The 22,811-nt window shown below is 40.7% G+C and carries 16 protein-coding genes and 1 tRNA gene; 13 read left to right on the top strand and 4 right to left on the bottom strand.

Annotation, left to right across the window (positions count from 1 at the left end; translation table 11 throughout):
* Window positions 1-79: 79 nt before the first annotated feature.
* Window positions 80-496, bottom strand: a complete 417-nt coding sequence (locus B1201_RS07670; RefSeq protein WP_078193001.1) for a hypothetical protein — start codon at window positions 494-496, stop codon at window positions 80-82.
* Between the two features lie 167 nt (window positions 497-663).
* Between B1201_RS07670 and B1201_RS07665 the strand changes: the two genes are divergently transcribed.
* Window positions 664-740, top strand: a tRNA-Met gene (locus B1201_RS07665).
* Between the two features lie 267 nt (window positions 741-1,007).
* Here the strand turns inward: B1201_RS07665 and B1201_RS07660 are convergent.
* Both B1201_RS07660 and B1201_RS07655 read right to left on the bottom strand, forming a co-directional pair.
* Complete coding sequence (locus tag B1201_RS07660) at window positions 1,008-2,633, bottom strand: NAD+ synthase (RefSeq protein WP_078193000.1); 1,626 nt, start codon at window positions 2,631-2,633, stop codon at window positions 1,008-1,010.
* 375 nt (window positions 2,634-3,008) lie between these two features.
* Window positions 3,009-3,524, bottom strand: a complete 516-nt coding sequence (locus B1201_RS07655) for a hypothetical protein (protein ID WP_171263770.1) — start codon at window positions 3,522-3,524, stop codon at window positions 3,009-3,011.
* Window positions 3,525-3,686: 162 nt separating this feature from the next.
* Between B1201_RS07655 and B1201_RS07650 the strand changes: the two genes are divergently transcribed.
* The 5 genes from B1201_RS07650 (at window position 3,687) to B1201_RS07630 (ending at window position 10,327) form a co-directional block, all read left to right on the top strand.
* The gene (locus B1201_RS07650) at window positions 3,687-5,189 is read left to right on the top strand and encodes an AAA family ATPase (protein WP_078192998.1); all 1,503 of its coding nucleotides are present in this window, start codon (window positions 3,687-3,689) and stop codon (window positions 5,187-5,189) included.
* A complete protein-coding gene (locus B1201_RS07645; RefSeq protein WP_078192997.1) occupies window positions 5,177-6,613 on the top strand; it encodes a VWA domain-containing protein in 1,437 nt (478 codons plus the stop codon). The genes B1201_RS07650 and B1201_RS07645 overlap by 13 nt, the downstream gene beginning before the upstream one ends.
* Window positions 6,614-6,854: 241 nt before the next feature.
* Window positions 6,855-7,811, top strand: coding sequence for a metal-dependent hydrolase (locus B1201_RS07640; protein WP_078192996.1), 957 nt, complete (start codon window positions 6,855-6,857; stop codon window positions 7,809-7,811).
* Between the two features lie 12 nt (window positions 7,812-7,823).
* Complete coding sequence (locus tag B1201_RS07635; protein ID WP_078192995.1) at window positions 7,824-8,690, top strand: SDR family NAD(P)-dependent oxidoreductase; 867 nt, start codon at window positions 7,824-7,826, stop codon at window positions 8,688-8,690.
* Complete coding sequence (locus tag B1201_RS07630) at window positions 8,687-10,327, top strand: flavin-containing monooxygenase (RefSeq protein ID WP_078192994.1); 1,641 nt, start codon at window positions 8,687-8,689, stop codon at window positions 10,325-10,327. Before B1201_RS07635 ends, B1201_RS07630 begins: the two co-directional genes overlap by 4 nt.
* A 333-nt stretch (window positions 10,328-10,660) precedes the next feature.
* Here the strand turns inward: B1201_RS07630 and gltA are convergent, their stop codons facing one another.
* Window positions 10,661-11,938, bottom strand: coding sequence for a citrate synthase (gene gltA / locus B1201_RS07625; RefSeq protein WP_078189909.1), 1,278 nt, complete (start codon window positions 11,936-11,938; stop codon window positions 10,661-10,663).
* A 1,027-nt stretch (window positions 11,939-12,965) separates the two neighbouring features.
* On the opposite strand from gltA, the gene sdhC reads away from it, so the two are divergent.
* The 7 genes from sdhC (at window position 12,966) to lpdA (ending at window position 22,704) form a co-directional block, all read left to right on the top strand.
* Window positions 12,966-13,364, top strand: coding sequence for a succinate dehydrogenase, cytochrome b556 subunit (sdhC, locus tag B1201_RS07620; RefSeq protein WP_078192993.1), 399 nt, complete (start codon window positions 12,966-12,968; stop codon window positions 13,362-13,364).
* Window positions 13,364-13,729 carry a succinate dehydrogenase, hydrophobic membrane anchor protein gene (sdhD, locus tag B1201_RS07615; RefSeq protein ID WP_078192992.1) on the top strand — a complete coding sequence of 122 codons (366 nt, stop codon included), beginning with the start codon at window positions 13,364-13,366 and terminating at the stop codon, window positions 13,727-13,729. Before sdhC ends, sdhD begins: the two co-directional genes overlap by 1 nt.
* Before the next feature lie 12 nt (window positions 13,730-13,741).
* A complete protein-coding gene (gene sdhA / locus B1201_RS07610) occupies window positions 13,742-15,640 on the top strand; it encodes a succinate dehydrogenase flavoprotein subunit (RefSeq protein WP_078192991.1) in 1,899 nt (632 codons plus the stop codon).
* Window positions 15,641-15,654: 14 nt separating this feature from the next.
* Window positions 15,655-16,362: a succinate dehydrogenase iron-sulfur subunit gene (locus B1201_RS07605; RefSeq protein ID WP_078189905.1), complete on the top strand. Its 708-nt coding sequence runs from the start codon at window positions 15,655-15,657 to the stop codon at window positions 16,360-16,362.
* A gap of 794 nt (window positions 16,363-17,156) precedes the next feature.
* Window positions 17,157-19,979 carry a 2-oxoglutarate dehydrogenase E1 component gene (locus B1201_RS07600; protein ID WP_078193297.1) on the top strand — a complete coding sequence of 941 codons (2,823 nt, stop codon included), beginning with the start codon at window positions 17,157-17,159 and terminating at the stop codon, window positions 19,977-19,979.
* A gap of 16 nt (window positions 19,980-19,995) precedes the next feature.
* Window positions 19,996-21,213 carry a 2-oxoglutarate dehydrogenase complex dihydrolipoyllysine-residue succinyltransferase gene (gene odhB / locus B1201_RS07595; protein ID WP_078192990.1) on the top strand — a complete coding sequence of 406 codons (1,218 nt, stop codon included), beginning with the start codon at window positions 19,996-19,998 and terminating at the stop codon, window positions 21,211-21,213.
* A gap of 60 nt (window positions 21,214-21,273) precedes the next feature.
* Window positions 21,274-22,704, top strand: coding sequence for a dihydrolipoyl dehydrogenase (gene lpdA, locus B1201_RS07590; RefSeq protein ID WP_078192989.1), 1,431 nt, complete (start codon window positions 21,274-21,276; stop codon window positions 22,702-22,704).
* The last annotated feature ends 107 nt before the right edge of the window (window positions 22,705-22,811 follow it).

Genomic DNA, 22,811 nt, shown 5'->3' with positions numbered 1-22,811 from the left:
GCAGCTATGTCTAGATTGTAAGACAATTTGGTGCTGAAAAAATTGAGCCTAGATAATTCATCCATCAGTGGACATGGTTTCAATCACACCGTTTCTCTTGCTCTGTCAGGGTAATATGCAACGCTTGTTGCTCAAGCAAGCTTAATTTATGCAACGCATCTTCAGGGAAAATCTGTTTTTGCAGGCGTTGAATTTGTCGCGCTGATAAATGCTGATTGGCACAATACATCGCAGCTTCATTAGCGCGCGCAACACTGACTAATTTCTCCTGATCATTGAAGTCGAGACGAATGATTGATTGCTGTGCTCGGCTAAGTTGAGCCATGCTGCGCTTTTGTTGCATGCTCAATAAAGGCTGTTTATTAATCCAAGTCGCCACATCACGTCGCACACCATTATAGTCAACAAAAATAGGTGAGACGATTTGGCAGCCCGTTAAGGTCATGACGGCAAGGCTGAGGGTCAGACAGGCTTTTTTTATCGAATTGAATTGCATGATAAAACTCTAATTTTTAATCAAAAAATATAGTAAATAGGGCTAAAAATAGCATAATTTGCTTAAATAGTAACATCTTGAACTTTGCTTGTTTAAACTCTGAACAATTGCAAACAAAAATGCTTGACGATAATGTGTGAAATCTAGATAATGCCACCACAGTTTACGGCTATGTAGCTCAGTTGGTTAGAGCACCGCACTCATAATGCGGGGGTCACAAGTTCAAGTCTCGTCATAGCCACCATTTTTATAGACCAAGCTCTCAGCTTGGTCTCTTTTTTTGTGCCTAGAAAAAGTCAAATAGATTGAAATAATTACAGCACTAATAAAATGATCTATTCACGATGTTTATTTAAAAAAAAAAGAGAACACAAATCTTTAACTGCATTATTTTATGACCTGACTTTTGAAATATACTTCTCAATTATTTTTTATTTTTACTGCTGCGTATTTTGCGCCTATAAAAAAGCCCAGTTCTATAACTGGGCTTTTTTTAATTTAAATCGAGTAATTAGATACCCGGTTTCCAACCATTCACGATCGGGTAGCGACGTTCACGGCTAAATGCACGTGAGCTGATACGTGGACCGATCGCGCCTTGGCGACGTTTGTATTCGTTTAGATCAACCAAACGGATGACTTTTTTCACGACTTCAGCATCAAAACCTTTGGCAATGATGTCATCTTGGCTCATGTCTTCTTCGATATACGCATACAAGATGGCATCCAATACTTCATATTCAGGTAATGAGTCTTGGTCTTTCTGATCTGCACGAAGTTCCGCAGAAGGTGGACGAGTAATTACACGTTCAGGGATCACTGGTGTTTCTGAAATGCTGTTACGGTATTTTGCTAGTTCAAATACAATCGTTTTATATACGTCTTTAAGAACTGCAAAGCCACCGACCATGTCACCGTACAATGTGCAGTAACCTACAGATAGTTCAGACTTGTTCCCTGTAGAAAGGACTAAATTGCCGAACTTATTCGATAAGGCCATTAACAATGTACCGCGAGAACGCGCTTGTAGGTTTTCTTCAGTTGCATCTGTCGGTGCATTGCCAAAGAATGGGAACAAGGTTTGCATAAAGCCATTCACAATTGGATTGATTTCGGCAATTCCAAAAGTCACACCCATATTTTTGGCTTGTTCAGCAGCATCTTCAACGCTGATTTGCGCGGTATAGGTATATGGCATCATGACCGCTTGAACTTTATCGGCACCAATCGCATCGGCAGCAATCGCTAAAGTTAATGCTGAGTCAATACCACCAGATAGACCTAAAATCACGCCAGGGAAGCCTGAACGTTGTACGTAGTCACGGGTTGCGATTACAAGGCTTTGGTAGATTTCAGCCATGGTATTTAATACAGGCGTGATTGCACCTGGTTTAAAGGCTTTTTGTTCAGCATCGTATTCTGCGATATATAGATCTTCAACAAAACTTGGTGCTTGCAACGCAACTTCACCTGAATTGTTCATCACAAAGCTTGTGCCATCAAAGACAAGGTCGTCTTGACCGCCCACTTGGTTGCAGTAAACCAGATTGATGTTCAATTGTTTGGTCAATGCAGCCATGGTTTCAATGCGATGCTGTGGTTTACCAACTTCATAAGGTGAAGCATTCAACACCAAAGCGGTTTCAACATTTAACTGAGCAAGCTGTTGAACAGTTGGTAATGCCCAAACATCTTCGCAAATCAACACACCAAACTTATGACCTAAATATTCAAACACAAGGTGTTGATGACCTTCACTGAAATAACGTTTTTCATCAAAAACGCTATAGTTTGGAAGATTTTGTTTATTGTAAATCCCGAGAACTTGACCATTTTTCATGACAGCAGCAGAGTTATAGTGCTGACCATCTTCAGTTTGATTCACAAAACCAAAGACTAAAACGATGTCCTTAACGTTCGCCAATTGTTCAAAAGCTTGCTGTGTACGTTTATTTAAACTTGGACGTAATAATAAATCTTCAGCAGGATAACCAACTGTAGAAAGTTCAGGAAAAACAATAATATCTGCGTTCTGTTCTTTTGCAGCATTGGCTTGTTGAAGCATTTTTGCTGCGTTTGATTCTAGATTACCAATATGCGGAGAGAACTGAGCAAGTGCAATTTTAAAACTATTCATTCCAACTAAATCCTATTCCTATAGGTGAATACACTTAACACACTGATTTGTATTATTGTGATTATTCAGCGAGTGTATTTAGATACGAAAAATACTGCCGAAAGGCGAAAACAAAACACCATCATCGTATGATAATTCACTTGTTTTGATGCAAAGCAAAAAAATAAGGTGAACCTATTTTATCTGAATTTAAGCGAGATACTAGAGGTATTCATAGCTTTTAAAAGCCTAGCTGAGCTTATGTGCTATAAAGTAAATATTAATGCTGTTTTTTTGTACTTAAAATAGCGTCAATGGCTGAGCACTAGTGTGAAATAGAATGATCAGGCGATATTCAATTTTATCTATAAATATTCGTCAAAGAGCATTGACGCTTTACAGCTCAATTTGATGAACAAGTTCTGGATATATAATAATATTTTTAATTCGCTTTAAATAGATGTCACGAGCAATGTCACCTTGTTGCTCAATGTTGTAGTCAAAAAATGCCTTGTGTGGTTTGAGGGTATAGCGGTAAGGATTATATTTTTTAAAACTGAAGAAATACGCCATCTGTAACACAGCGCCTCGACCCAAAACATTGATCTGCTGCTGGTATTGATAAACATGGGTCATCTCATGAATAAACAGGGCGCGATATCCTAAGGACGCTTTGGCATAGTCCGCTTTAAACAGTAAATTTCGTGCATGGATATACCCCTGAGGCGCCATGACCACATGCGCAGATTGCCAAGGCAAAAAAGGGTGATTCATCACTTTCACTTGCTCATATTGAATCAAATCCCCAAATACACTCTGACACATGGATATTTCACCTGCCGTGAGGGATCGATATTTAAAACCTTCAAGTTTTAACAGTCGGATGAGTGTAGGAAAGAAGGGCAACATGATGAAAAGTTTCTAGAGTTCCAAAGGGATGTGTAGTTTTACTATAACCTGAAAATACAATATCACGCTGTTGCGCTGTATTTAAAAAGCGATATTTTTGCATCTGCTACAGCGAAACATCGGTTAGGGCGTTACAATTTAGTTTTCGGTCAAACAGATAATCAGATGCAAGCACGGATTAATACTTTAATTTCTGAAATCAGTAAAAATATGTATGAACGCGAGCAGATTATTGCTTTGAGTTTGTTGGCTGGTGTTGCGGGTATGAATACCTTTTTATATGGTTTGCCCGGCACAGCAAAAAGTTTGATTTCGCGTCGAATTGCTTCTGCTTTTGAAGTCCATGACTATTTTGAATATTTGATGAATCGTTTCAGTACGCCGGAAGAAATTTTTGGCCCAGTATCGATTAAAGCCTTAAAAGAAGATCAATACATTCGTAAAACAGAACATTATTTACCACGAGCAGATTTTGCTTTTTTAGATGAAATTTGGAAAGCCAGCCCTGCAATTTTAAATACTTTACTGACCTTGGTGAATGAGCGGAGTTTTAAAAATGGTGACATTGTCCAAAAAGTTCCATTGAATGTTTTGGTTAGTGCATCGAATGAAATTCCTGAACCCAATCAAGGCTTAGATGCCTTGTATGATCGTTTTATTTTGCGTTTAGAAGTGCCACCGATTGCTGTTGCAGAAAACTTTCATGCACTGTTACAGGCCAAGCCGAGTCAAGTCAGTGTTGAAGTCGATGCGACCTTAAAAATAACAAAAGCGGAGTTGCAAGATTGGCGGGAACAGATTTATCAGGTGGAATTACCCGAATCGATTTTAAATCTGTTTGATCAACTTAAAAATCGACTCAATCATAACTTTGAAGATCACGTGGTCTATGTCTCTGACCGTCGTTGGCAACGTGTGGCTTATCTAGTCAAAGCCTGTGCTTTTTTAAATGATCGTTCATCGGTAATTTTGAGTGATTTATTAATTTTAAAACATTGCTTATGGAATCAGCCTGAAGACATTGCCTTTGTTTCGCAGCAGATAGATGAAGTATTGGCTGAAAATGGCTTAAATTACGGTTTGCAATTCGAACAGCATGTGGCAGAGAAGGATGCACTTGAACAGCGGGTGCTCAATCATTTTTATTATACCGATGATGTGTATGAGAGTTATTTAATTCATGGCACTGACTACTTACGTGCAGTGACCAATCTAGATCGACACTATAAAGATAAAGTGTTGTATCTCGAACTGGATAAAATGGATACGAAAAAGGACTTCTTTGCCTTAGATGATACCGGTGAAGAAGTGCGTGGAATCGTATGTAATTTTAATGGTTCAAGAGTGTGTACATTAAAAGGTGGCTATTACGGCTTAGAAGAAGTGGTGACGCCGTATATAAAACATACCAAAGGCAGTCCACGCAGCTCATTTTCAGCACAAAGCCAATATGAGCTGTTACACGAAGTTCAACGGCTCAAATCATATTTTCAAACAGAATTGGATCTGTTAATGGAACGCTTTAACGGCCAAAAGCATCAGTTTAAATCGGTCTTTGTCGCTGAACTGGATATTCAACATTTGATTCAATCTATTGAGCAGCAATTGGCGAGATATCAGTTGCAATTGCAAGATTGTGAGCGTCTGGAACAGTTATGTCGCAATTAGAACCGTCACGACAACAAACCCAATCAGCACTCGATGAATTAAGTTCGCAACTTTATGATGAATTAAAACAATCCAGCTTAAAACATTGGTTGAAAGATCATAAAGTTGCAAAAAAGCTCGATCAAAAAATTCAGGAATGGGCCTTTCAGGCAAAGTCGAGTTTAGATCAGCAGCATCCTTATGCAACGGCCCAGCAGCAATTGGAATATTGGCTTGCGTTAAAGCATTGGGAACAGGGTGATTTTGTTCAATTCCGTGCTGAATATGCCGCCTTTATGCAAACCTTAGGGATTCCAGAATTCACTGAAATGTGGCAACAGAGCCAACAGCCATTGCTGACCAAGCAGCAGCTTCAATTACACATTGAGCTATTCAAAGGCAAATGGCAGCGCAAATTGACCGAAGCCATTGCACATTGGGAGTTTGAGCAGCTCCGTTTACAACGAGATGCCTTTTTAGATGAAATCAAAGATTTTCTCGCGACATTGTCGAAAATGGTCAAGCACCATGACAGTGTCGGGTTTGAAACAGGGATTTTTCTGGACTATTCCAAAGGACAATTAACAGAGCACGATGTACAGAACTTTGAGCAATGGGCGAATTATCTCGAGCAAGATCGGGCGCTTAAACGTCTATGTCAAATGATCGGAAGCGCACAGCCGAATATGCCACGTAAGCGGATTTCTGCTCAGTTAGAACAAGAACCACAGCAGCTTATTCACACCCCGATGGTGCAAGAGGAAATTACTGGAATTAAATTGGCACAAGAAATCAGTATGGCTTTACCTAGCGAGTTGGCGCTATTAGCCGATCCAGACTTGCAGGTTTTATTTGATTTGAAATATTTAGAATCTAACCTGATGAGTTTTAATCGACAAGGTCAGCAACAGGGACGGGTGATTGAAGACCCACGCCATACACAGCGTCGAGTCGGACAAAAAGGCCCGATGATTGTCTGCTTAGATACCAGTGGCTCAATGAATGGACAACCTGAACTGATTTCCAAAGCGATTTGTCTATATTTATCGATTCGAGCGCTAAAAGAAAAGCGAGCGATGTATTTGGTAAATTTCTCGACCAATTTAACCGCGCTGAATTTACAACATAATAGTGCTTTGGATGATGTCATTCACTTTTTAGGGCAGTCATTTCATGGGGGAACAGATATTATCCCTGCGATGAATCATGCCGTGGACATGCTGAAACAACCGAATTTTGTACATGCCGATGTGGTAGTGATTTCAGACTTTATTATGGGTCAACTGACTGAAGAACTCATGCAAGAGATCACACATTTTAAGCAGCAGGGCAATGGATTCTATGCTGTGGCTATCGGTAATTTTAAACTAGATCATTTAGACGACAGCCTGTTTGATCATCAATGGGTGTATCAATCTGCGACCGGTGAAGTGCAAAAAATCTAATAATCGTCCCTCACAAAAAAATACGCCATGACCTTTAATGACAAGCTTTTGAGCCATACAACACCGATGTTTTATAGATTGTCTGACAAAGAAAATATTTGAGCATTTTTGCAAATCTAGAGGTCGGTTTTGCTAATGGCCTAGTGATCTATCTCACTTAATTTGATCCTCAATCTATGTGTTTTTACTTTAATCGACATGAAGTCAATGAACGGTAAACACCCAAATTGAGAGCAAAACCATGAGCGCTTTTCAACCGATAAAAAAAACGTTAGCACGCGTATTTGCAGGCCCTGTCTTTGACCCAACAAAACAGTCTGCCGTTGTTCCTATTCGTCATATGAAATTTGATTTTGAACCAGAAAAAATTGATCCAAAATTTTATATGAATGCAGAATTGGCCAGTGCCTATTTTGCGTCATTGTCTATTTTCTTAACTCGTGGCGAAGATTTGGTGATTGATACTGCTCGATATCATCGTGACTTTATTCAAGATCCTGTATTAAGACAACGTGTCACATCCTTAATTGGGCAAGAGGCCATTCATTCACGCATGCATGAAGAAATGAATGAAGCGTATCGTGCAAGAAATCTGCCTGTGCAATTTTTTAGAAAGTTAGAACACTACGTCTTTGCCTATGGTTTTGAACGTATGCCACAGCCAATGAAGTTATCCTTAATGGCAGCAATTGAGCATTTCACCGCAGTGCTTGCGGAATACATGATGAATCATGAAGAAATCTTTTTTAATTCAATAGATGAAAAGCAGCGCGCTATTTGGATGTGGCATATGTTGGAAGAGTCTGAACACAAAGACATTGCCTATGATGTTTATCAAGAATTATCAGGTAATTATGCTTTACGTATAGCAGGATTTTTCCCTGCATTAATTACCATTTTGGGTTTGATTTCGATAGGCGCTTCGATTGTACCGTTTTACAGAAAACCGTCGAACTTGATTAGCCTAAGCTACTGGAAAGATGTTCCGCGCAGTTTCCAACTGATTTTTGGTTTAAAAGATGGTGTCTATGGTAGCAGCCTCGGGCATATTTTTGACTATTTACGACCAAGTTTTCACCCGAATGATCATGATACTTCTGCGTTTCTTGAATATTACAAAAAGCGTTTGTTGAACCCTGTTGATGGCGTGTTGACACCTTATTTTGTCAAAGAATTTACCCCAGCATTAAAACGATAAAAGGACACAACCATGGGTCTATTTGGGAAAAAGAACAAGCCAAGTGAAAATGGCTATGCGGTGGTCACCGGTGCAGGCAGTGGTATTGGGCGAAGTTTCGCTTTGGAGTTGGCACGTCGTGGTGGGACAGTGGTCTGTGCCGATATTCATCTAGAAGCAGCGCAAGAAACGGTTGATCAAATTCATTCTATGACCTCATCAAATGCTTATGCAGTGCAGTGTGATGTAGGTAAGGCTGAAGAAGTTAAAGCACTGTCACAGCAAGCTGAGCAGTTGATGGGGCATGCTGTGACCTTGGTGATCAACAATGCAGGCGTCGGGCTGGGTGGTAAATTTGATGAACTGAGTTTAGACGACTGGCAGTGGTGCATGCATGTTAATTTGTGGGGTGTGGTGCATGGCTGCCATTATTTTGTACCCAAGTTGAAACAAAATAAGCAGGGGGGCGCGATTATCAATGTTGCTTCTGCTGCGGCATATACCGCTGCACCAGAAATGACAGCATATAACGTGACGAAGTCGAGTGTGTTGGCATTGTCTGAAACTTTATCGGCAGAGCTCCGATCGGCAAATATCCGTGTGAATGTACTGTGCCCAACCTTGGTGCCGACCAATATCATGAAGAATGGACGCTTGCCCAATCGATATTCAGGCTTAGCTGATCAACTGCTGATGAATCATGCATTTACGACGAGCCACGATGTCGTCGATTTGACATTGAATAATTTAGATGCAGGGAAGTTGTATACCATTCCGCAACCTGATGCCAAATTATTTTGGTGGTTAAAGCGTCTATCCCCGCAAACCTATACCCGCTTATTGGGGGTGGGTTATCCCTTATTTAACAACTATATTAAAAAGTCGGGAGCAAAAGCATGAATATGCCGACACAATTACATGACGAAGATGTAAAAGCATTAGATCAAGAGAAAACTCAAACTAAAAAGGCAACAACGCAAACTAATGCACGTCGTACTGTAACGTCTTCTGCCAAAGCAAAAAAAGCAGTACAAGACCAATCAGAGTCAGAACCTAGCCTAGAAAAACCAAGCGTAGAAAATCAAGTGCGTGTCTACGATACCATCGTGATTGGTGCGGGGATATCAGGTTTAGCTGCTGCTCATCAAATGAATGAACGGGGTTATACCGATTATGTGGTTTTAGAAAAAGCTAATCGCGTGGGAGGAACATGGCGCGACAACACCTATCCAGGTTGTGGATGTGATGTTCCTTCGGCGTTGTATTCTTTTTCATTTGCGCCGAGTCATAAATGGAGTCATTTATTTGCCAAGCAACCTGAAATTCTGAACTACTTAGAGGATGTGGCAGAGCAGCATGGGCTTTATCGTAACATTCAGTTCAACTGTGAATTGATTGCAGCGGAATGGAATGAGGAATTAAAGCAATGGCAATTGGAGACGAGCAAAGGTAAGTATGCGGCGAGAACGGTAATTTTTTCCACTGGGCCGATTACTGAACCTCAAATTCCAAAAATTAAAGGTATTGAAAGCTTTGAAGGTGAAATGTTCCATTCTGCGCGATGGAACCATGCCTATGACTTAAAAGATAAACGTATTGCGGTGATTGGTACGGGGGCATCTGCGATTCAGTTTATTCCTCAGATTCAACCTATTGCCAAAAATGTGGTGGTGTTTCAACGTACCGCACCATGGGTATTGCCAAAAGCAGATTTGCCACTGAATGACCGTGCGAAAGGCATCATTACCCGCTTTCCAACAGTACAAGAAACTTGGCGCAAAAGTGTGGCCGGTATATTAAATGGTATTAATTTAGGACTACGTAATCCTTCGCTTTTAGAGCCTGTGAATTATTTGGGTCGTCAGTTGTTGAAAACACAAATTCAAGATGCTGAATTACGTGAAAAAGTTACACCAAACTTTTCTATTGGTTGTAAGCGTCTTTTATTTGCCAATAACTATTATCCTGCTTTGCAGCAAGCCAATGTCGAACTTGTACCACATGGTTTAGTTGAAATAGAAGGTAATACTGTTATTGCTGCGAATGGTGAACGTCATGAAGTCGATGTCATTATTTGGGGCACAGGTTTTGAAGTTTCTCATCCGCCGATTGGGCAGCGTGTAAAAAATGCCAAAGGGGAGTTATTGTCAGAACTTTGGAAAAACAGTTCTCCTGAAGCGTTTTTGGGTACCAGTATCGCGCAAGTACCTAATGCCTTCTTGGTGCTCGGGCCAAATATTTTGGTTTATGACTCATTCATTGGGATTGCAGAAGCACAGGTTGGGTATATCGTCGATGCCTTGGTGAAAATGAAACAGGAGAAGATACAGCGGCTTGAAATTAAGCCAAATGTATTGGCCTATCACAATGCAAAAGTGCAGACACATCTACAGACTACAGTCTTTAATAGTGGTGGTTGTAAGAGTTATTACTTAGATGCCAATGGGCGCAATTTTGCAGCTTGGCCGTGGTCACTGAAACAGTTAAAGCAGCGTCTAAAACAGGTGGACTTGACAGACTATGAGACGGTTGCTTAGAGAAGGTTGCTTAATAAAAGTTACTTAACTTAATAAGCTAAAATAAAGCATCATCAATATTTAAGCCTTTTGTTTACAGCCTAATTTCTACGTGGAATTAGGATTTTTTTATGACGCTATCTGATGAAACAGTGTGAGACTTTCTAGAAAATGGCGATTTAAAATACATTCAGCAATAAACAGCATACTTTATAGTTTGTGATGCATCGTTTTATCTAATGATTGAGTTTAAAAATCAGTCAGATGGGTCTTTTTTAAAGTGCAAAATAAATCTAGCTGCATAAAAAAACCGCCCCAAAGGGACGGTTTTTAGATTCGCACAATTCTTTCGAATTAACGACCTTGGATATCGCGTTGAGTTTCGCCAGTGTAAAGCTGACGAGGACGACCGATTTTGTAAGGTGCGCTGTGCATTTCTAACCAGTGGCTAATCCAACCAACAGTACGTGCAAGAGCGAAGATTACGGTAAACATTTCTGTTGGGATACCAATCGCTTTAAGGATGATACCTGAGTAGAAGTCTACGTTAGGGTATAGGTTACGTTTGATGAAGTATTCGTCAGAAAGCGCAATACGTTCAAGTTCCATAGCCAAAGCAAGTTGTGGATCGTTGATGCCAAGTGCAGTTAACACTTCGTCACAAGTTTCTTTCATTACTTTCGCACGTGGATCGAAGTTTTTGTAAACTCGGTGACCGAAGCCCATAAGTTTAACTTCTTTAGTTTTCACTTTTTCCATGAACGGAGCAACGTTTTCTACAGTGCCGATTTCGTCAAGCATCTTAAGAACAGCTTCATTCGCGCCGCCGTGAGCAGGTCCCCATAGAGCCGCGATACCCGCAGCGATACATGCGTATGGGTTAGCACCAGTAGAACCAGCAAGACGTACTGTAGAAGTAGAAGCGTTTTGTTCGTGGTCAGCATGAAGCGTGAAGATACGGTCCATTGCTTTAGCAAGAATAGGGTCAACTTTGTAATCACGGTCTGCAGGAGTAGCAAACATCATGTACAAGAAGTTTTCTGCGTAGCTTAAGTCGTTACGTGGGTAAACAAATGGTTGGCCTACTGTGTATTTGTAAGTCCAAGCAGCTAAAGTAGGAACTTTAGCGATTAAGCGAATAGCAGTGATTTCGCGGTGGTCAATGTTTTCAACATCGAAACCGTTGTGATAGAACGCAGAAAGCGCACCAACAACACCACACATGATCGCCATAGGGTGAGCGTCACGACGGAAACCATTGAAGAAACGGCCAACTTGATCGTGAACCATAGTGTGGTTACGAACTTTAGCATCGAATTCTTGTTTTTGTTCAGCAGTAGGAAGCTCGCCGTTCAAAAGAAGGTAGCAAGTTTCTAAGTAGTCTGCTTTAGTAGCAAGCTGGTCGATTGGGTAGCCACGGTGTAGAAGAACACCTTTACCGCCGTCAATGAAAGTGATTTTAGATTCACAAGCAGCCGTTGAGACAAAACCAGGATCAAAAGTAAAGTGACCTGCGGCCAACACATCTTTAACGTCAATTACATCTGGGCCTAGAGTGCCACTGTAAATTGGTAAGTCAATTTCTTTGCCATCAAGCTGTAAAACGGCTTTTTTGCCAGTTGCTTCAGACATTCAATAGATCTCCTGTCCTGGTGAATGTTTTATCTGACTCAGTACTAATCTTTTAATGCGAGAATCAGACAGATCAAAAATTTGCTCTAAGATTAGAGGGAACTGAAATTTTGTCAATTATACTTATGGATATAAATTGAGGATCATTCCTTGAAATGAAGCACAATTCATACGCTTAAAAAATGAGTAAAATCACAGTGCCGACGCAGTATAATAAGTCAATTTGCAGGGGAGGTGCAGATTAAAAAAAGCCTATTGCCTTAATTGTAAGCAATTTTTAATTCTTAAAAACTCTGAAACAAATATGAATTACAAGACCGCTATTTCATTAAATTATTATAATTTTCGTAACTTACATACATCTGTGGCTCTAAATTGCTTTTTTCTTATTCATAATTAAAACGACTTAATCGTACTAAAAAAAAAGTTCGTTTGGTTAAAAAATAGTTAATTAAACGCCTTTAAAAGATCAATAAATGAGCATTTTTGTCATTGGAAAGGTAAAAAATGGTATTTTATTAAACAGATTTGCTGTTGCTAAGATTTTTATGCACAGACTAAGTACTTATTTCGTTTCATGATCTTTGAGTTTTATTATTTGAGAAAATGATGCACATTTATTTTTATGATTATGGCTTGGCGAATGTGTTGGAAGATTTTAAAATGTAGTGGGAAAAGAAAGATTTAGATTTGTTCATCTTTAGTCTAAAAGTTTAAATCGCCATATACACACAAAAACAATAAGTGAGATTTACATTTAACTGATAAAAACCAACAACATAGTATGATTTTCTTAGATAAATAAGGTATTTGTTTTTAGAAAATTTATTGTTAATGATTCTTATTTAAGGATATTTTGCAAAATTCCTAATTGTCTTCGTTTGTGTTTTGAAAGTTCACGTTTTATAATTCCCTGTCGTTTATAAGATCAGACAGCTGCAGAGTTTATTATATTGTAATGTCTGACTATGCTAGCTTTCCTACGAATTAATTCCAACAAACTCCGGATGGAGTTTTTACTTACAGGATGCCCGCTGTGAAAAGCAACAGACCTGTCAATTTGTCCATGGGTCAAGTTTTAGACGTAAACTTAAAATCCCCTGTGGCTATTGCATCAATTTTACACCGTCTATCAGGTGTTATCGTATTTTTACTCGTACCGGTCCTTCTTTGGATTTTAGACAAATCTTTATCTTCACCTGAAGGTTTTGCGCAAGTTCAAGCTGTGTTTGATAGCTTTATTGTGCGTTTTGTCGTATGGGTATTTGTAGCCGGCTTAATTTATCACCTTATCGGTGGTATCAAGCATCTATTTGCAGATCTTGGCGTTGCTGAAGAACTTCAAAGTGGTCGTATCGCAGCTACTATTTCATTGATCTTGTCTGCAATCGGTATTGTTGCAGCATTTGTATGGATTGTTCTCTAATGAAAAGTGCTACAGGTTTAACAGGATCAGGTTCGCGCGATTGGTTTATCCAACGTGTAAGTGCCGTTGTATTGGCTGTTTATACTATTGTTGTGCTGGGCTGGATCCTTTGCAATAGCGGATTCACTTTTGAGCAATGGTATGGCTTTATGATGACAACACCAATGAAGATTATGTCTTTATTGTCTGTCTTATCTCTTGTTGCGCATGCTTGGATTGGTATGTGGCAAGTATTCACTGACTATGTGACTACTCGTCAAATGGGTCCTTCAGCAAACGGTCTGCGTTTAGTGCTGACTTCTGCAGTGATTGTTGCAGTATTTGCATACGCGATCTGGGCGATCCAGATTTTTTGGGCAAATTGATAGGAAAATATCATGGGCGCTATAACCCCTAAAGAAGATTACACAAATATTCCACACCTAACTTTCGATGCAGTCATCGTTGGTGGTGGTGGTTCAGGTATGCGTGCTTCTTACCAACTTGCTCAAGCTGGTTTGAAAGTTGCTGTACTGACTAAAGTATTCCCAACTCGTTCACACACTGTTGCAGCGCAGGGTGGTATTGGTGCATCTCTTGGTAACATGCAAGAAGATAACTGGCACTACCACTTCTACGATACAGTTAAAGGTTCTGACTGGTTAGGTGACCAAGACGCAATTGAGTTTATGACTCGTGAAGCGCCTCAAGTTGTATATGAGCTTGAACACCTAGGTATGCCATTTGACCGTAACGCTGACGGTACAATTTACCAACGTCCGTTTGGTGGTCATGCTGCGAACTATGGTGAAAAACCAGTTCCACGTGCATGTGCTGCTGCCGACCGTACAGGTCACGCTCTTCTTCATACGCTTTATCAAAGCAACGTGAAAATGGGTACTCAATTCTTCGTTGAATGGATCGCACTTGATTTGATCCGTAATGAAGAGGGTGATGTGCTTGGTGTGACAGCAATTGACCAAGAAACAGGTAAAATTGCAGTATTCCAAGGTAAAGCAACATTGTTCGCTACTGGTGGTGCTGGTCGTGTTTACCGTGCATCTACTAACGCTTATATCAACACTGGTGACGGTCTTGGTATGGCAGCTCGTGCAGGTATTCCATTACAAGATATGGAATTCTGGCAATTCCACCCAACAGGTGTTGCGGGCGCAGGCGTATTGTTGACAGAAGGTTGTCGTGGTGAAGGTGCGATCCTTCGTAACGATGCTGGTGAGCCGTTCATGGAACGTTATGCTCCGACATTGAAAGACTTGGCACCTCGTGACTTCGTATCACGTTCAATGGACCAAGAAATTAAAGAAGGTCGTGGCTGTGGTCCTAAGAAAGACTACATCTTGCTTGATATGACGCATCTTGGTGCTGAAACAATCATGAAACGTCTTCCATCTGTATTTGAGATTGGTAAGAAATTCGCGAACGTTGACATCACTAAAGAGCCAATTCCTGTAGTACCTACAATCCATTACCAAATGGGTGGTATTCCTACAAATATTCATGGTCAAGTGGTTGTTCCTGTATCTCGTGAAACTGAAGCTTTGGTTGCGAACTACAATAAAGAAACTGGTGTGTACTCACACAATGCGGGTGACCGTGATTTCACTAAACCAGTGAAAGGTTTCTATGCAATTGGTGAATGTTCATGTGTATCTGTACACGGTGCTAACCGTCTAGGTACAAACTCATTGCTTGACTTGGTTGTATTTGGTAAAGCTGCTGGTGAACATATTGTTGACTATGTAACTAAACACCACGGTGATGAATATGCACCGCTTCCTACAACTGTTCTTGAAAAAACTTTGAATCGTGTTCGTCATCTTGATGAATCAACTTCTGGTGAAAATGCTCAAGAAGTTGCAGATGCAATCCGTGACATCGTTCAAGATCACGCTGGTGTATTCCGTACATCTGCACTTCTTGAAGAGGGTGTGAAACAGATTCTTGCGCTCGAACCACGTGTACGTAACATTCACTTGAAAGACAAATCTAAAGTATTTAACACAGCGCGTGTTGAAGCTCTAGAAGTTGAAAACCTGTATGAAGTTGCGAAAGCGACACTGATTTCTGCGGCTGCACGTAAAGAATGTCGTGGTGCGCATACAGTGGTAGATTTTGAATTACCACCTGATCATGCTGACTACCCATACGGTCGTCGTGATGATGAGTGGATGAAACACACTTTATGGTTCTCTGTAGATAACCGTCTTGAGTACAAACCAGTACGTTACAAGCCTTTATCTGTAGATGCTATTCCGCCTAAACCACGTACATTCTAATTGGGAGAAGTAAGATGAGTAGAGGTACTCGTACATTTAATATCTACCGCTACGATCCTGATAAGGATGCAGCTCCGTACATGCAAACTTTTAAACTAGAGTTGACTGATAAGCATCGTATGTTGCTTGATGCACTTCTAGCATTAAAAGTTCAAGACGAATCATTAACATTCCGTCGTTCATGTCGTGAAGGTATTTGTGGTTCTGATGGTGTAAACATTAATGGTAAAAATGGTTTGGCGTGTCTTTGGAACCTAAACGACTTACCAGAAGTGATCACAATTCGTCCACTTCCAGGTCTTCCAGTAATTAAAGATTTGGTTGTAGATATGAATCAGTTCTACGATCAGTACAATAAAATCCATCCGTTCCTAATCAACAATCAGCCTGCGCCTCCTAAAGAGCGTTTGCAGTCTCCTGAAGAGCGTGAACATTTAGATGGTTTGTACGAATGTATTCTTTGTGCATGTTGTTCAACTTCATGTCCATCATTCTGGTGGAACCCAGACAAGTTCTTGGGTCCTTCAGCATTGTTGAACGCATATCGCTTCATCATTGACTCTCGTGATACAGCAACTCAAGAGCGTTTGGCTCGTCTTGACGACCCATTCTCATTGTTCCGTTGTAAAGGTATCATGAACTGTGTATCTGTATGTCCTAAGGGTCTTAACCCAACTAAAGCAATCGGTCACATCCGTAATATGCTTTTAGATCTAGGTTAATAGATTTGGCAGTAAAAAGAAGCGCACCATTGGGTGCGCTTTTTTTGTCATATATAAAAATGATGATAGTGAAAGTTATTCGCTGTCATTGCAGAGTGCTATAAATGGATTTCATAGAAACGTAGTGAATTAAAAGTATAAAGTGATAGATAAATGGTTATTTATTGATGAAACGCTCGTTCAAGTCTGTCAAAAGGATTAGAAGATGTTATTATGTAACGTAGTAAAAAGAGAGAGGATAGGAATGTCAGCTCTCTTTTGTTTTTGTATATGAGATGAGGTAAAAATCGAACGTAGACTTTTGTCTTAATTGAAAGATCATTTTATATGTAGCACCATATCATAGATGAAAATACAAACAGTGTATTTCGCTAATTTATGAGAGGTATGTGTCAAAAAAATCAATTGAAATGCTCGAACGTGTTAGCATTTAAGGTATCACTATATGTAAAAAATGACTTTGAATTGGGTACATTTTTTCTACAATTTAAGCGCTGTAGAAGGTATATAAATGTTAATAAAGTCGCTTTAGAAAAGATAATTGCGAAAAATTTATTTTTTCTAAGATGATTTGCAAAAATTGCCCGATTTATGTCGGGTATTTCTCAATGAGTAATGATGCCGCTGAGGGCGTTATTGTTCATTAATCACATTGGGTAATCCTAATGTAGTGATAACGCCTCAAGGCTTAAGCCTAATGGGGACTAATGTCATATTACCAATTTGACATTACTAATCATGGGTTCGCTTAAAAAGCATCCTGAAATGTTTTGCAATAGGAAATGGGTCCACAAATGCAAGAAGTTGCTGACGCACTGCGTCTTGACACTGAACTTAGCGCTGACAGTGCAGCGTATATTGAAGAACTTTATGAGCAGTATCTAACGGCTCCAGACTCAGTAGAGGCTGATTGGCGTGAATACTTCGATAAATTCCCGAAAGGTGATCAACCACACAGCAATGTACGTGAGCAATTCCTATTATTAGGCCGTAATTCAAGCCGTGTTCAGCCAGTAGTGCAAAGTGCAGTAAGTTCTGAGCATGAACGCCGTCAAATTGGTGTATTACAGTTGATCGCTGCATACCGTAACCGTGGTCATCAAAACGCAAAATTAGATCCACTTGGTCTTGCAAAACGTGAAATCGTGCCTGATCTAGATCTTGCTGCGCACGGTCTAACGCAGTCTGACTTAGATACTGTATTTAATACAGGTAACCTTGCAATCGGTAAGTCTGAAGCAACACTTGGTGAAATGGTTCAAGCAATGGAAGCAACTTATACTGCTTCGATTGGTGTTGAATACATGCACATTGTTGATACAAAAGAAAAACGTTGGATTCAACAACGCCTTGAAGGTACTCGTGGTCAATTTGGCTACACTGCAGACCAGAAAAAACACATCCTTGAACGTCTAACTGCAGCTGAAGGCCTAGAAAAATACCTTGGTAACAAATTCGTTGGTGCGAAACGTTTCGGTGTTGAAGGTGGTGAATCTTTCATTCCTATGGTGAATGAACTTATTCAACGCGCAGGTTCAGTAGGCTGTAAAGAAGTGGTTATCGGTATGCCTCACCGTGGCCGTTTAAACCTTCTTGTAAACATCATGGGTAAAAACCCAGCTGATCTATTTGGTGAGTTTGAAGGTAAATCTCTGCATAAAAAAGGCTCTGGTGACGTTAAATACCACCAAGGTTTCTCTTCAAACGTAATGACTCCGGGTGGCGAAGTTCATTTGGCATTAGCGTTTAACCCATCACACTTAGAAATCGTTGGACCTGTAGTAGAAGGTTCTGTACGCGCACGTCAAGTACGTCGTAAAGATATCGGTGGTGATGATGTATTACCAATCATCGTTCACGGTGATGCTGCATTTGCAGGTCAAGGTGTAAACCAAGAAACCTTCCAAATGTCACAAACTCGCGGTTATACCGTGGGTGGTACAGTTCATATCGTTGTAAACAACCAAGTTGGTTTCACAACGTCTGACCCACGTGATGCGCGTTCTACAGAATACTGTACTGACATCGCGAAAATGATCCAAGCACCGATCTTCCATGTGAACGGTGATGATCCTGAATCTGTATTATTTGTTTCTCAATTGGCACACGATTTCCGTCATACATTCCGTAAAGACGTTGTAATCGATATGTTCTGCTACCGTCGTCGTGGTCATAACGAAGCCGACGAGCCAGCTGCAACTCAGCCAATGATGTATCAAATCATCAATAAAAAAGCGACTACACGTACGCTTTATGCTGACAAGCTTGTACAAGAAGGTGTTATTGATCGCGCTTCTGCTGATGCAATGGTTGAACAGTATCGTTCTGATCTTGAAGCAGGTAAACACGTTGCAAATGCGTTGGTACTTGAGCCAAATACAAAAATGTTTGTGGACTGGAAACCTTACCTAGGCCACGAATACACAGACAAATGGGATACCACTTTCCCAATCGAACGTCTAAAAGAGCTTGGTGCGAAAATGCGCGAGCTTCCAGAAGGCTTCGTGATGCAACGTCAGGTTGCTAAAGTGATTGATGACCGTCTGAAAATGCAGACCGGTGAAATGCCATTGAACTGGGGTGCTGCTGAAACATTAGCTTACGCATCTCTTCTAGATGAAGGTTTCCTTGTTCGTTTAACAGGTGAAGACGTTGGTCGTGGTACATTCTCACACCGTCATGCAAAACTTCATAACCAAGTAGATGGTTCAACTTACATTCCATTATGTAACTTGAAAGAAAACCAACCACGTACAGCTATTTATGACTCATTATTGTCAGAAATGGCGGTTCTTGCATTCGAATACGGTTATGCAACGACTCTTCCGAAGAGCCTTGTCATTTGGGAAGCGCAATTTGGTGACTTCGCAAACTGTGCACAGGTTGTAATCGATCAGTTCATCGCGTCTGGCGAAACTAAGTGGGAACGTGTATGCGGTCTGACTATGCTTCTTCCACACGGCTTTGAAGGTCAAGGTCCTGAGCATTCATCAGCTCGTTTAGAGCGTTTCTTACAGCTATGTGCTGAAGAAAACATGCAAGTGATCACACCGACTACACCAGCACAGATTTACCATGCGATGCGTCGTCAAGCACTTCGTCCAATCCGTAAACCAATGATCGTGACTTCACCGAAGTCTCTTCTTCGTCACAAACTTGCAACGTCTACTTTAGAAGAACTTGCAAATGGTTCATTCCAAACTGTGATTGATGAAATCGACAATATCAACAAGTCAGACGTAACTCGTCTAGTGCTTTGTGGTGGTAAGGTTTACTACGACTTACTTGAAAAACGTCGTGAAAAAGAATTGAACAACACAGCAATCGTTCGTATTGAACAATTGTATCCGTACCCAGAAGCACGTCTTGCTGAAGTTCTTGCACAATATCCAAACGTTAAAGAATTGGTTTGGGCTCAAGAAGAACCGAAGAACCAAGGTGCATGGTTATTCATCGCTCCGCGTCTGTATGACGACGTGATGAAAGCGGGCAAACAAGTTCGTATTAGTTATGCAGGTCGTGAAGCTTCTGCTGCACCGGCTTGTGGTTCACCATATTTGCACGCAAAACAACAAGCTCAGCTCGTAAATGATGCTTTAGCTATCGTAGCTGAATAACAGGAGATTCTTAATAATGGCAACCGAAATTAAAGCACCGGTATTCCCAGAGTCAGTTGCTGACGGTACAGTTGCAACTTGGCACAAACAACCAGGTGAAGCAGTATCACGTGACGAAGTGATTTGTGATATTGAAACAGATAAAGTTGTTTTAGAAGTTGTAGCTCCTGCTGACGGTACGATTTCTGCAATCGTTAAAAACGAAGGCGATACAGTTTTATCGAACGAAGTGATTGCGACTTTTGAAGAAGGTGCTGCTTCTGGCGCTGCTCAAACTCAAGCTGTTCAATCAGAAGAGAAAGTAGAACAAGCTGCTGCGCAAACTCAAGCGGGCGCTGCTCCTGTTGTTGAACGTGCTCAACCTGTTGCTGATCAAGCTCCTGCAGTGCGTAAAGCATTGACTGAGTCTGGCATTGCTGCTGCTGACGTTGCTGGCACTGGCCGTGGCGGTCGCATCACTAAAGAAGATGTTGCAAACCATCAAGCTAAACCAGCTGCTCCTGCTGCTGCGCCATTAAGCGTTGCTGTTGGTGAACGTATCGAAAAACGTGTTCCTATGACTCGTCTTCGTAAGCGTGTTGCTGAACGTCTACTTGCTGCAACTCAAGAAACTGCAATGTTGACTACGTTCAACGAAGTAAACATGAAACCAATCATGGAAATGCGTGCGCAATACAAAGATGCTTTTGAAAAGCGTCATGGTGCACGTCTTGGCTTCATGTCATTCTTTGTTAAAGCAGCAACTGAAGCACTTAAGCGCTACCCAGCTGTAAACGCTTCGATTGATGGCAATGACATCGTTTACCACGGTTTCTACGACATCGGTGTTGCTGTATCAAGCGACCGTGGTCTAGTAGTTCCAGTTCTTCGTGATACTGACCGCATGAACTATGCTGAAGTTGAAAATGGTATCCGTGCATACGCTGGTAAAGCGCGTGATGGTAAATTGGGTATTGAAGATATGACTGGCGGTACATTCACTATTACTAATGGTGGTACTTTCGGTTCTTTGCTTTCTACACCTATCTTAAATACGCCACAAACTGCGATTTTGGGTATGCATAAAATCCAAGAACGTCCTATGGCTGTAAATGGTCAAGTTGAAATCTTGCCAATGATGTACTTAGCGCTTTCTTATGACCACCGTCTAATCGATGGTAAAGAAGCAGTAGGCTTCCTTGTAACAATCAAAGAATTGTTAGAAGAACCAGCTAAGCTAATCCTTGATCTTTAATACTTCAGAATAATGCAATGGGCTTAGAGCGATCCTCTAAGCCCATTTTTGGAGATACACATGTCTCAATTTGATTTAGTTGTTATTGGTGGCGGTCCTGGTGGTTATGAAGCTGCTATCCGCGCTGCTCAATTAGGCTTTAAAGTAGCTTGTATTGAAAAACGTATTCATAAAGGTAAACCATCTTTAGGTGGTACTTGCTTAAACGTGGGTTGTATCCCATCTAAAGCATTACTTGATTCATCTCACCGCTATGAAGATACCGTTCATCACTTAGATGACCACGGTATTACAACAGGTGAAGTGAAATTTGATCTTGCAAAATTACTTGATCGTAAAGACAAAATTGTTAACCAATTAACAATGGGTATTGATGGCCTACTTAAAGGCAATGGTATCGAATGGTTAAAAGGTACAGGTAAATTACTTGCAGGTAAGAAAGTTGAGTTTGTATCTCACGAAGGTGAAACTCAAATTTTAGAACCTAAATATGTAATCCTTGCATCGGGTTCTGTGCCGGTAAATATTCCTGTTGCTCCTGTAGACCAAGATATTATTGTTGACTCTACTGGCGCGCTTGAGTTCCCAGAAGTGCCTAAACGTCTTGGCGTAATCGGCGCGGGTGTAATTGGTCTAGAACTTGGTTCTGTTTGGCGTCGTCTAGGTGCTGAAGTTGTTGTATTTGAAGCAATGGACGCATTCTTACCAATGGCTGATAAAGCTTTGGCAAAAGATTACCAAAAAGTATTGACTAAACAAGGTCTTGATATCCGTGTTGGCGCTAAAGTTGCTGGTACTGAAGTCAATGGCCGTGAAGTTACTGTTAAGTACACTCAAGGCGGCGAAGACAAAACTCAAACTTTCGATAAATTGATCGTTTGTGTGGGCCGTAAAGCATATGCAGAAGGTTTATTGGCTGAAGATTCAGGCATTAAACTCACTGAACGCGGTCTAGTTGAAGTAAACGATTGGTGTGCAACTTCAGTTGAAGGTGTATACGCAATTGGTGACTTGGTACGTGGTCCAATGCTTGCACATAAAGCAATGGAAGAAGGCGTAATGGCTGTTGAGCGTATCCACGGTCATGCAGCTCAAGTGAACTATGACACTATTATCTCTGTAATTTACACACACCCAGAAGCGGCGTGGGTTGGTTTAACAGAAGAGCAAGCGAAAGAAAAAGGCCACGAAGTTAAAACAGGTCAATTTGGTTTCGCTGCAAATGGTCGTGCAATGGCTGCTGGTGAAAACGCAGGCTTTGTTAAGTTTGTTGCTGATGCGAAGACAGATCGTCTACTCGGTATGCACGTGATTGGACCTGCTGCGTCTGACATCGTACACCAAGGCATGATCGCACTTGAGTTCGTATCAAGTGTTGAAGACTTACAGTTAATGACTTTCGGTCACCCGACATTCTCTGAAGTCGTTCACGAAGCTGCACTTGCAGTCGATGGACGTGCAATTCACGCGATTCAGCGTAAACGTAAATAAGATGTAAAAAGAGCGGCTTAGGCCGCTCTTTTTTGTTTCAGATGGTTGTTTTAATTTGAATAATCATCTAAAAATAAAGATAAGAAATATTTTAAGATTTAAAAAGG

Source organism: Acinetobacter sp. ANC 5600, assembly GCF_002018395.1.
GTDB classification, from domain to species: Bacteria; Pseudomonadota; Gammaproteobacteria; order Pseudomonadales; family Moraxellaceae; genus Acinetobacter; species Acinetobacter amyesii.
This window is presented reverse-complemented; position numbering and strand designations above follow the sequence as displayed.

Coding starts and splice junctions, on each gene's coding strand:
- odhB (WP_078192990.1), top strand. CDS start 19,996: ATGGCAACCGAAATTAAAGCACCGGTATTCCCAGAGTCAGTTGCTGAC.
- B1201_RS07600 (WP_078193297.1), top strand. CDS start 17,157: ATGCAAGAAGTTGCTGACGCACTGCGTCTTGACACTGAACTTAGCGCT.
- B1201_RS07635 (WP_078192995.1), top strand. CDS start 7,824: ATGGGTCTATTTGGGAAAAAGAACAAGCCAAGTGAAAATGGCTATGCG.
- B1201_RS07660 (WP_078193000.1), bottom strand. CDS start 2,633: ATGAATAGTTTTAAAATTGCACTTGCTCAGTTCTCTCCGCATATTGGT.
- sdhC (WP_078192993.1), top strand. CDS start 12,966: ATGCCCGCTGTGAAAAGCAACAGACCTGTCAATTTGTCCATGGGTCAA.
- B1201_RS07670 (WP_078193001.1), bottom strand. CDS start 496: ATGCAATTCAATTCGATAAAAAAAGCCTGTCTGACCCTCAGCCTTGCC.
- lpdA (WP_078192989.1), top strand. CDS start 21,274: ATGTCTCAATTTGATTTAGTTGTTATTGGTGGCGGTCCTGGTGGTTAT.
- B1201_RS07645 (WP_078192997.1), top strand. CDS start 5,177: ATGTCGCAATTAGAACCGTCACGACAACAAACCCAATCAGCACTCGAT.
- sdhD (WP_078192992.1), top strand. CDS start 13,364: ATGAAAAGTGCTACAGGTTTAACAGGATCAGGTTCGCGCGATTGGTTT.
- gltA (WP_078189909.1), bottom strand. CDS start 11,938: ATGTCTGAAGCAACTGGCAAAAAAGCCGTTTTACAGCTTGATGGCAAA.
- B1201_RS07605 (WP_078189905.1), top strand. CDS start 15,655: ATGAGTAGAGGTACTCGTACATTTAATATCTACCGCTACGATCCTGAT.
- sdhA (WP_078192991.1), top strand. CDS start 13,742: ATGGGCGCTATAACCCCTAAAGAAGATTACACAAATATTCCACACCTA.
- B1201_RS07640 (WP_078192996.1), top strand. CDS start 6,855: ATGAGCGCTTTTCAACCGATAAAAAAAACGTTAGCACGCGTATTTGCA.
- B1201_RS07630 (WP_078192994.1), top strand. CDS start 8,687: ATGAATATGCCGACACAATTACATGACGAAGATGTAAAAGCATTAGAT.
- B1201_RS07650 (WP_078192998.1), top strand. CDS start 3,687: ATGCAAGCACGGATTAATACTTTAATTTCTGAAATCAGTAAAAATATG.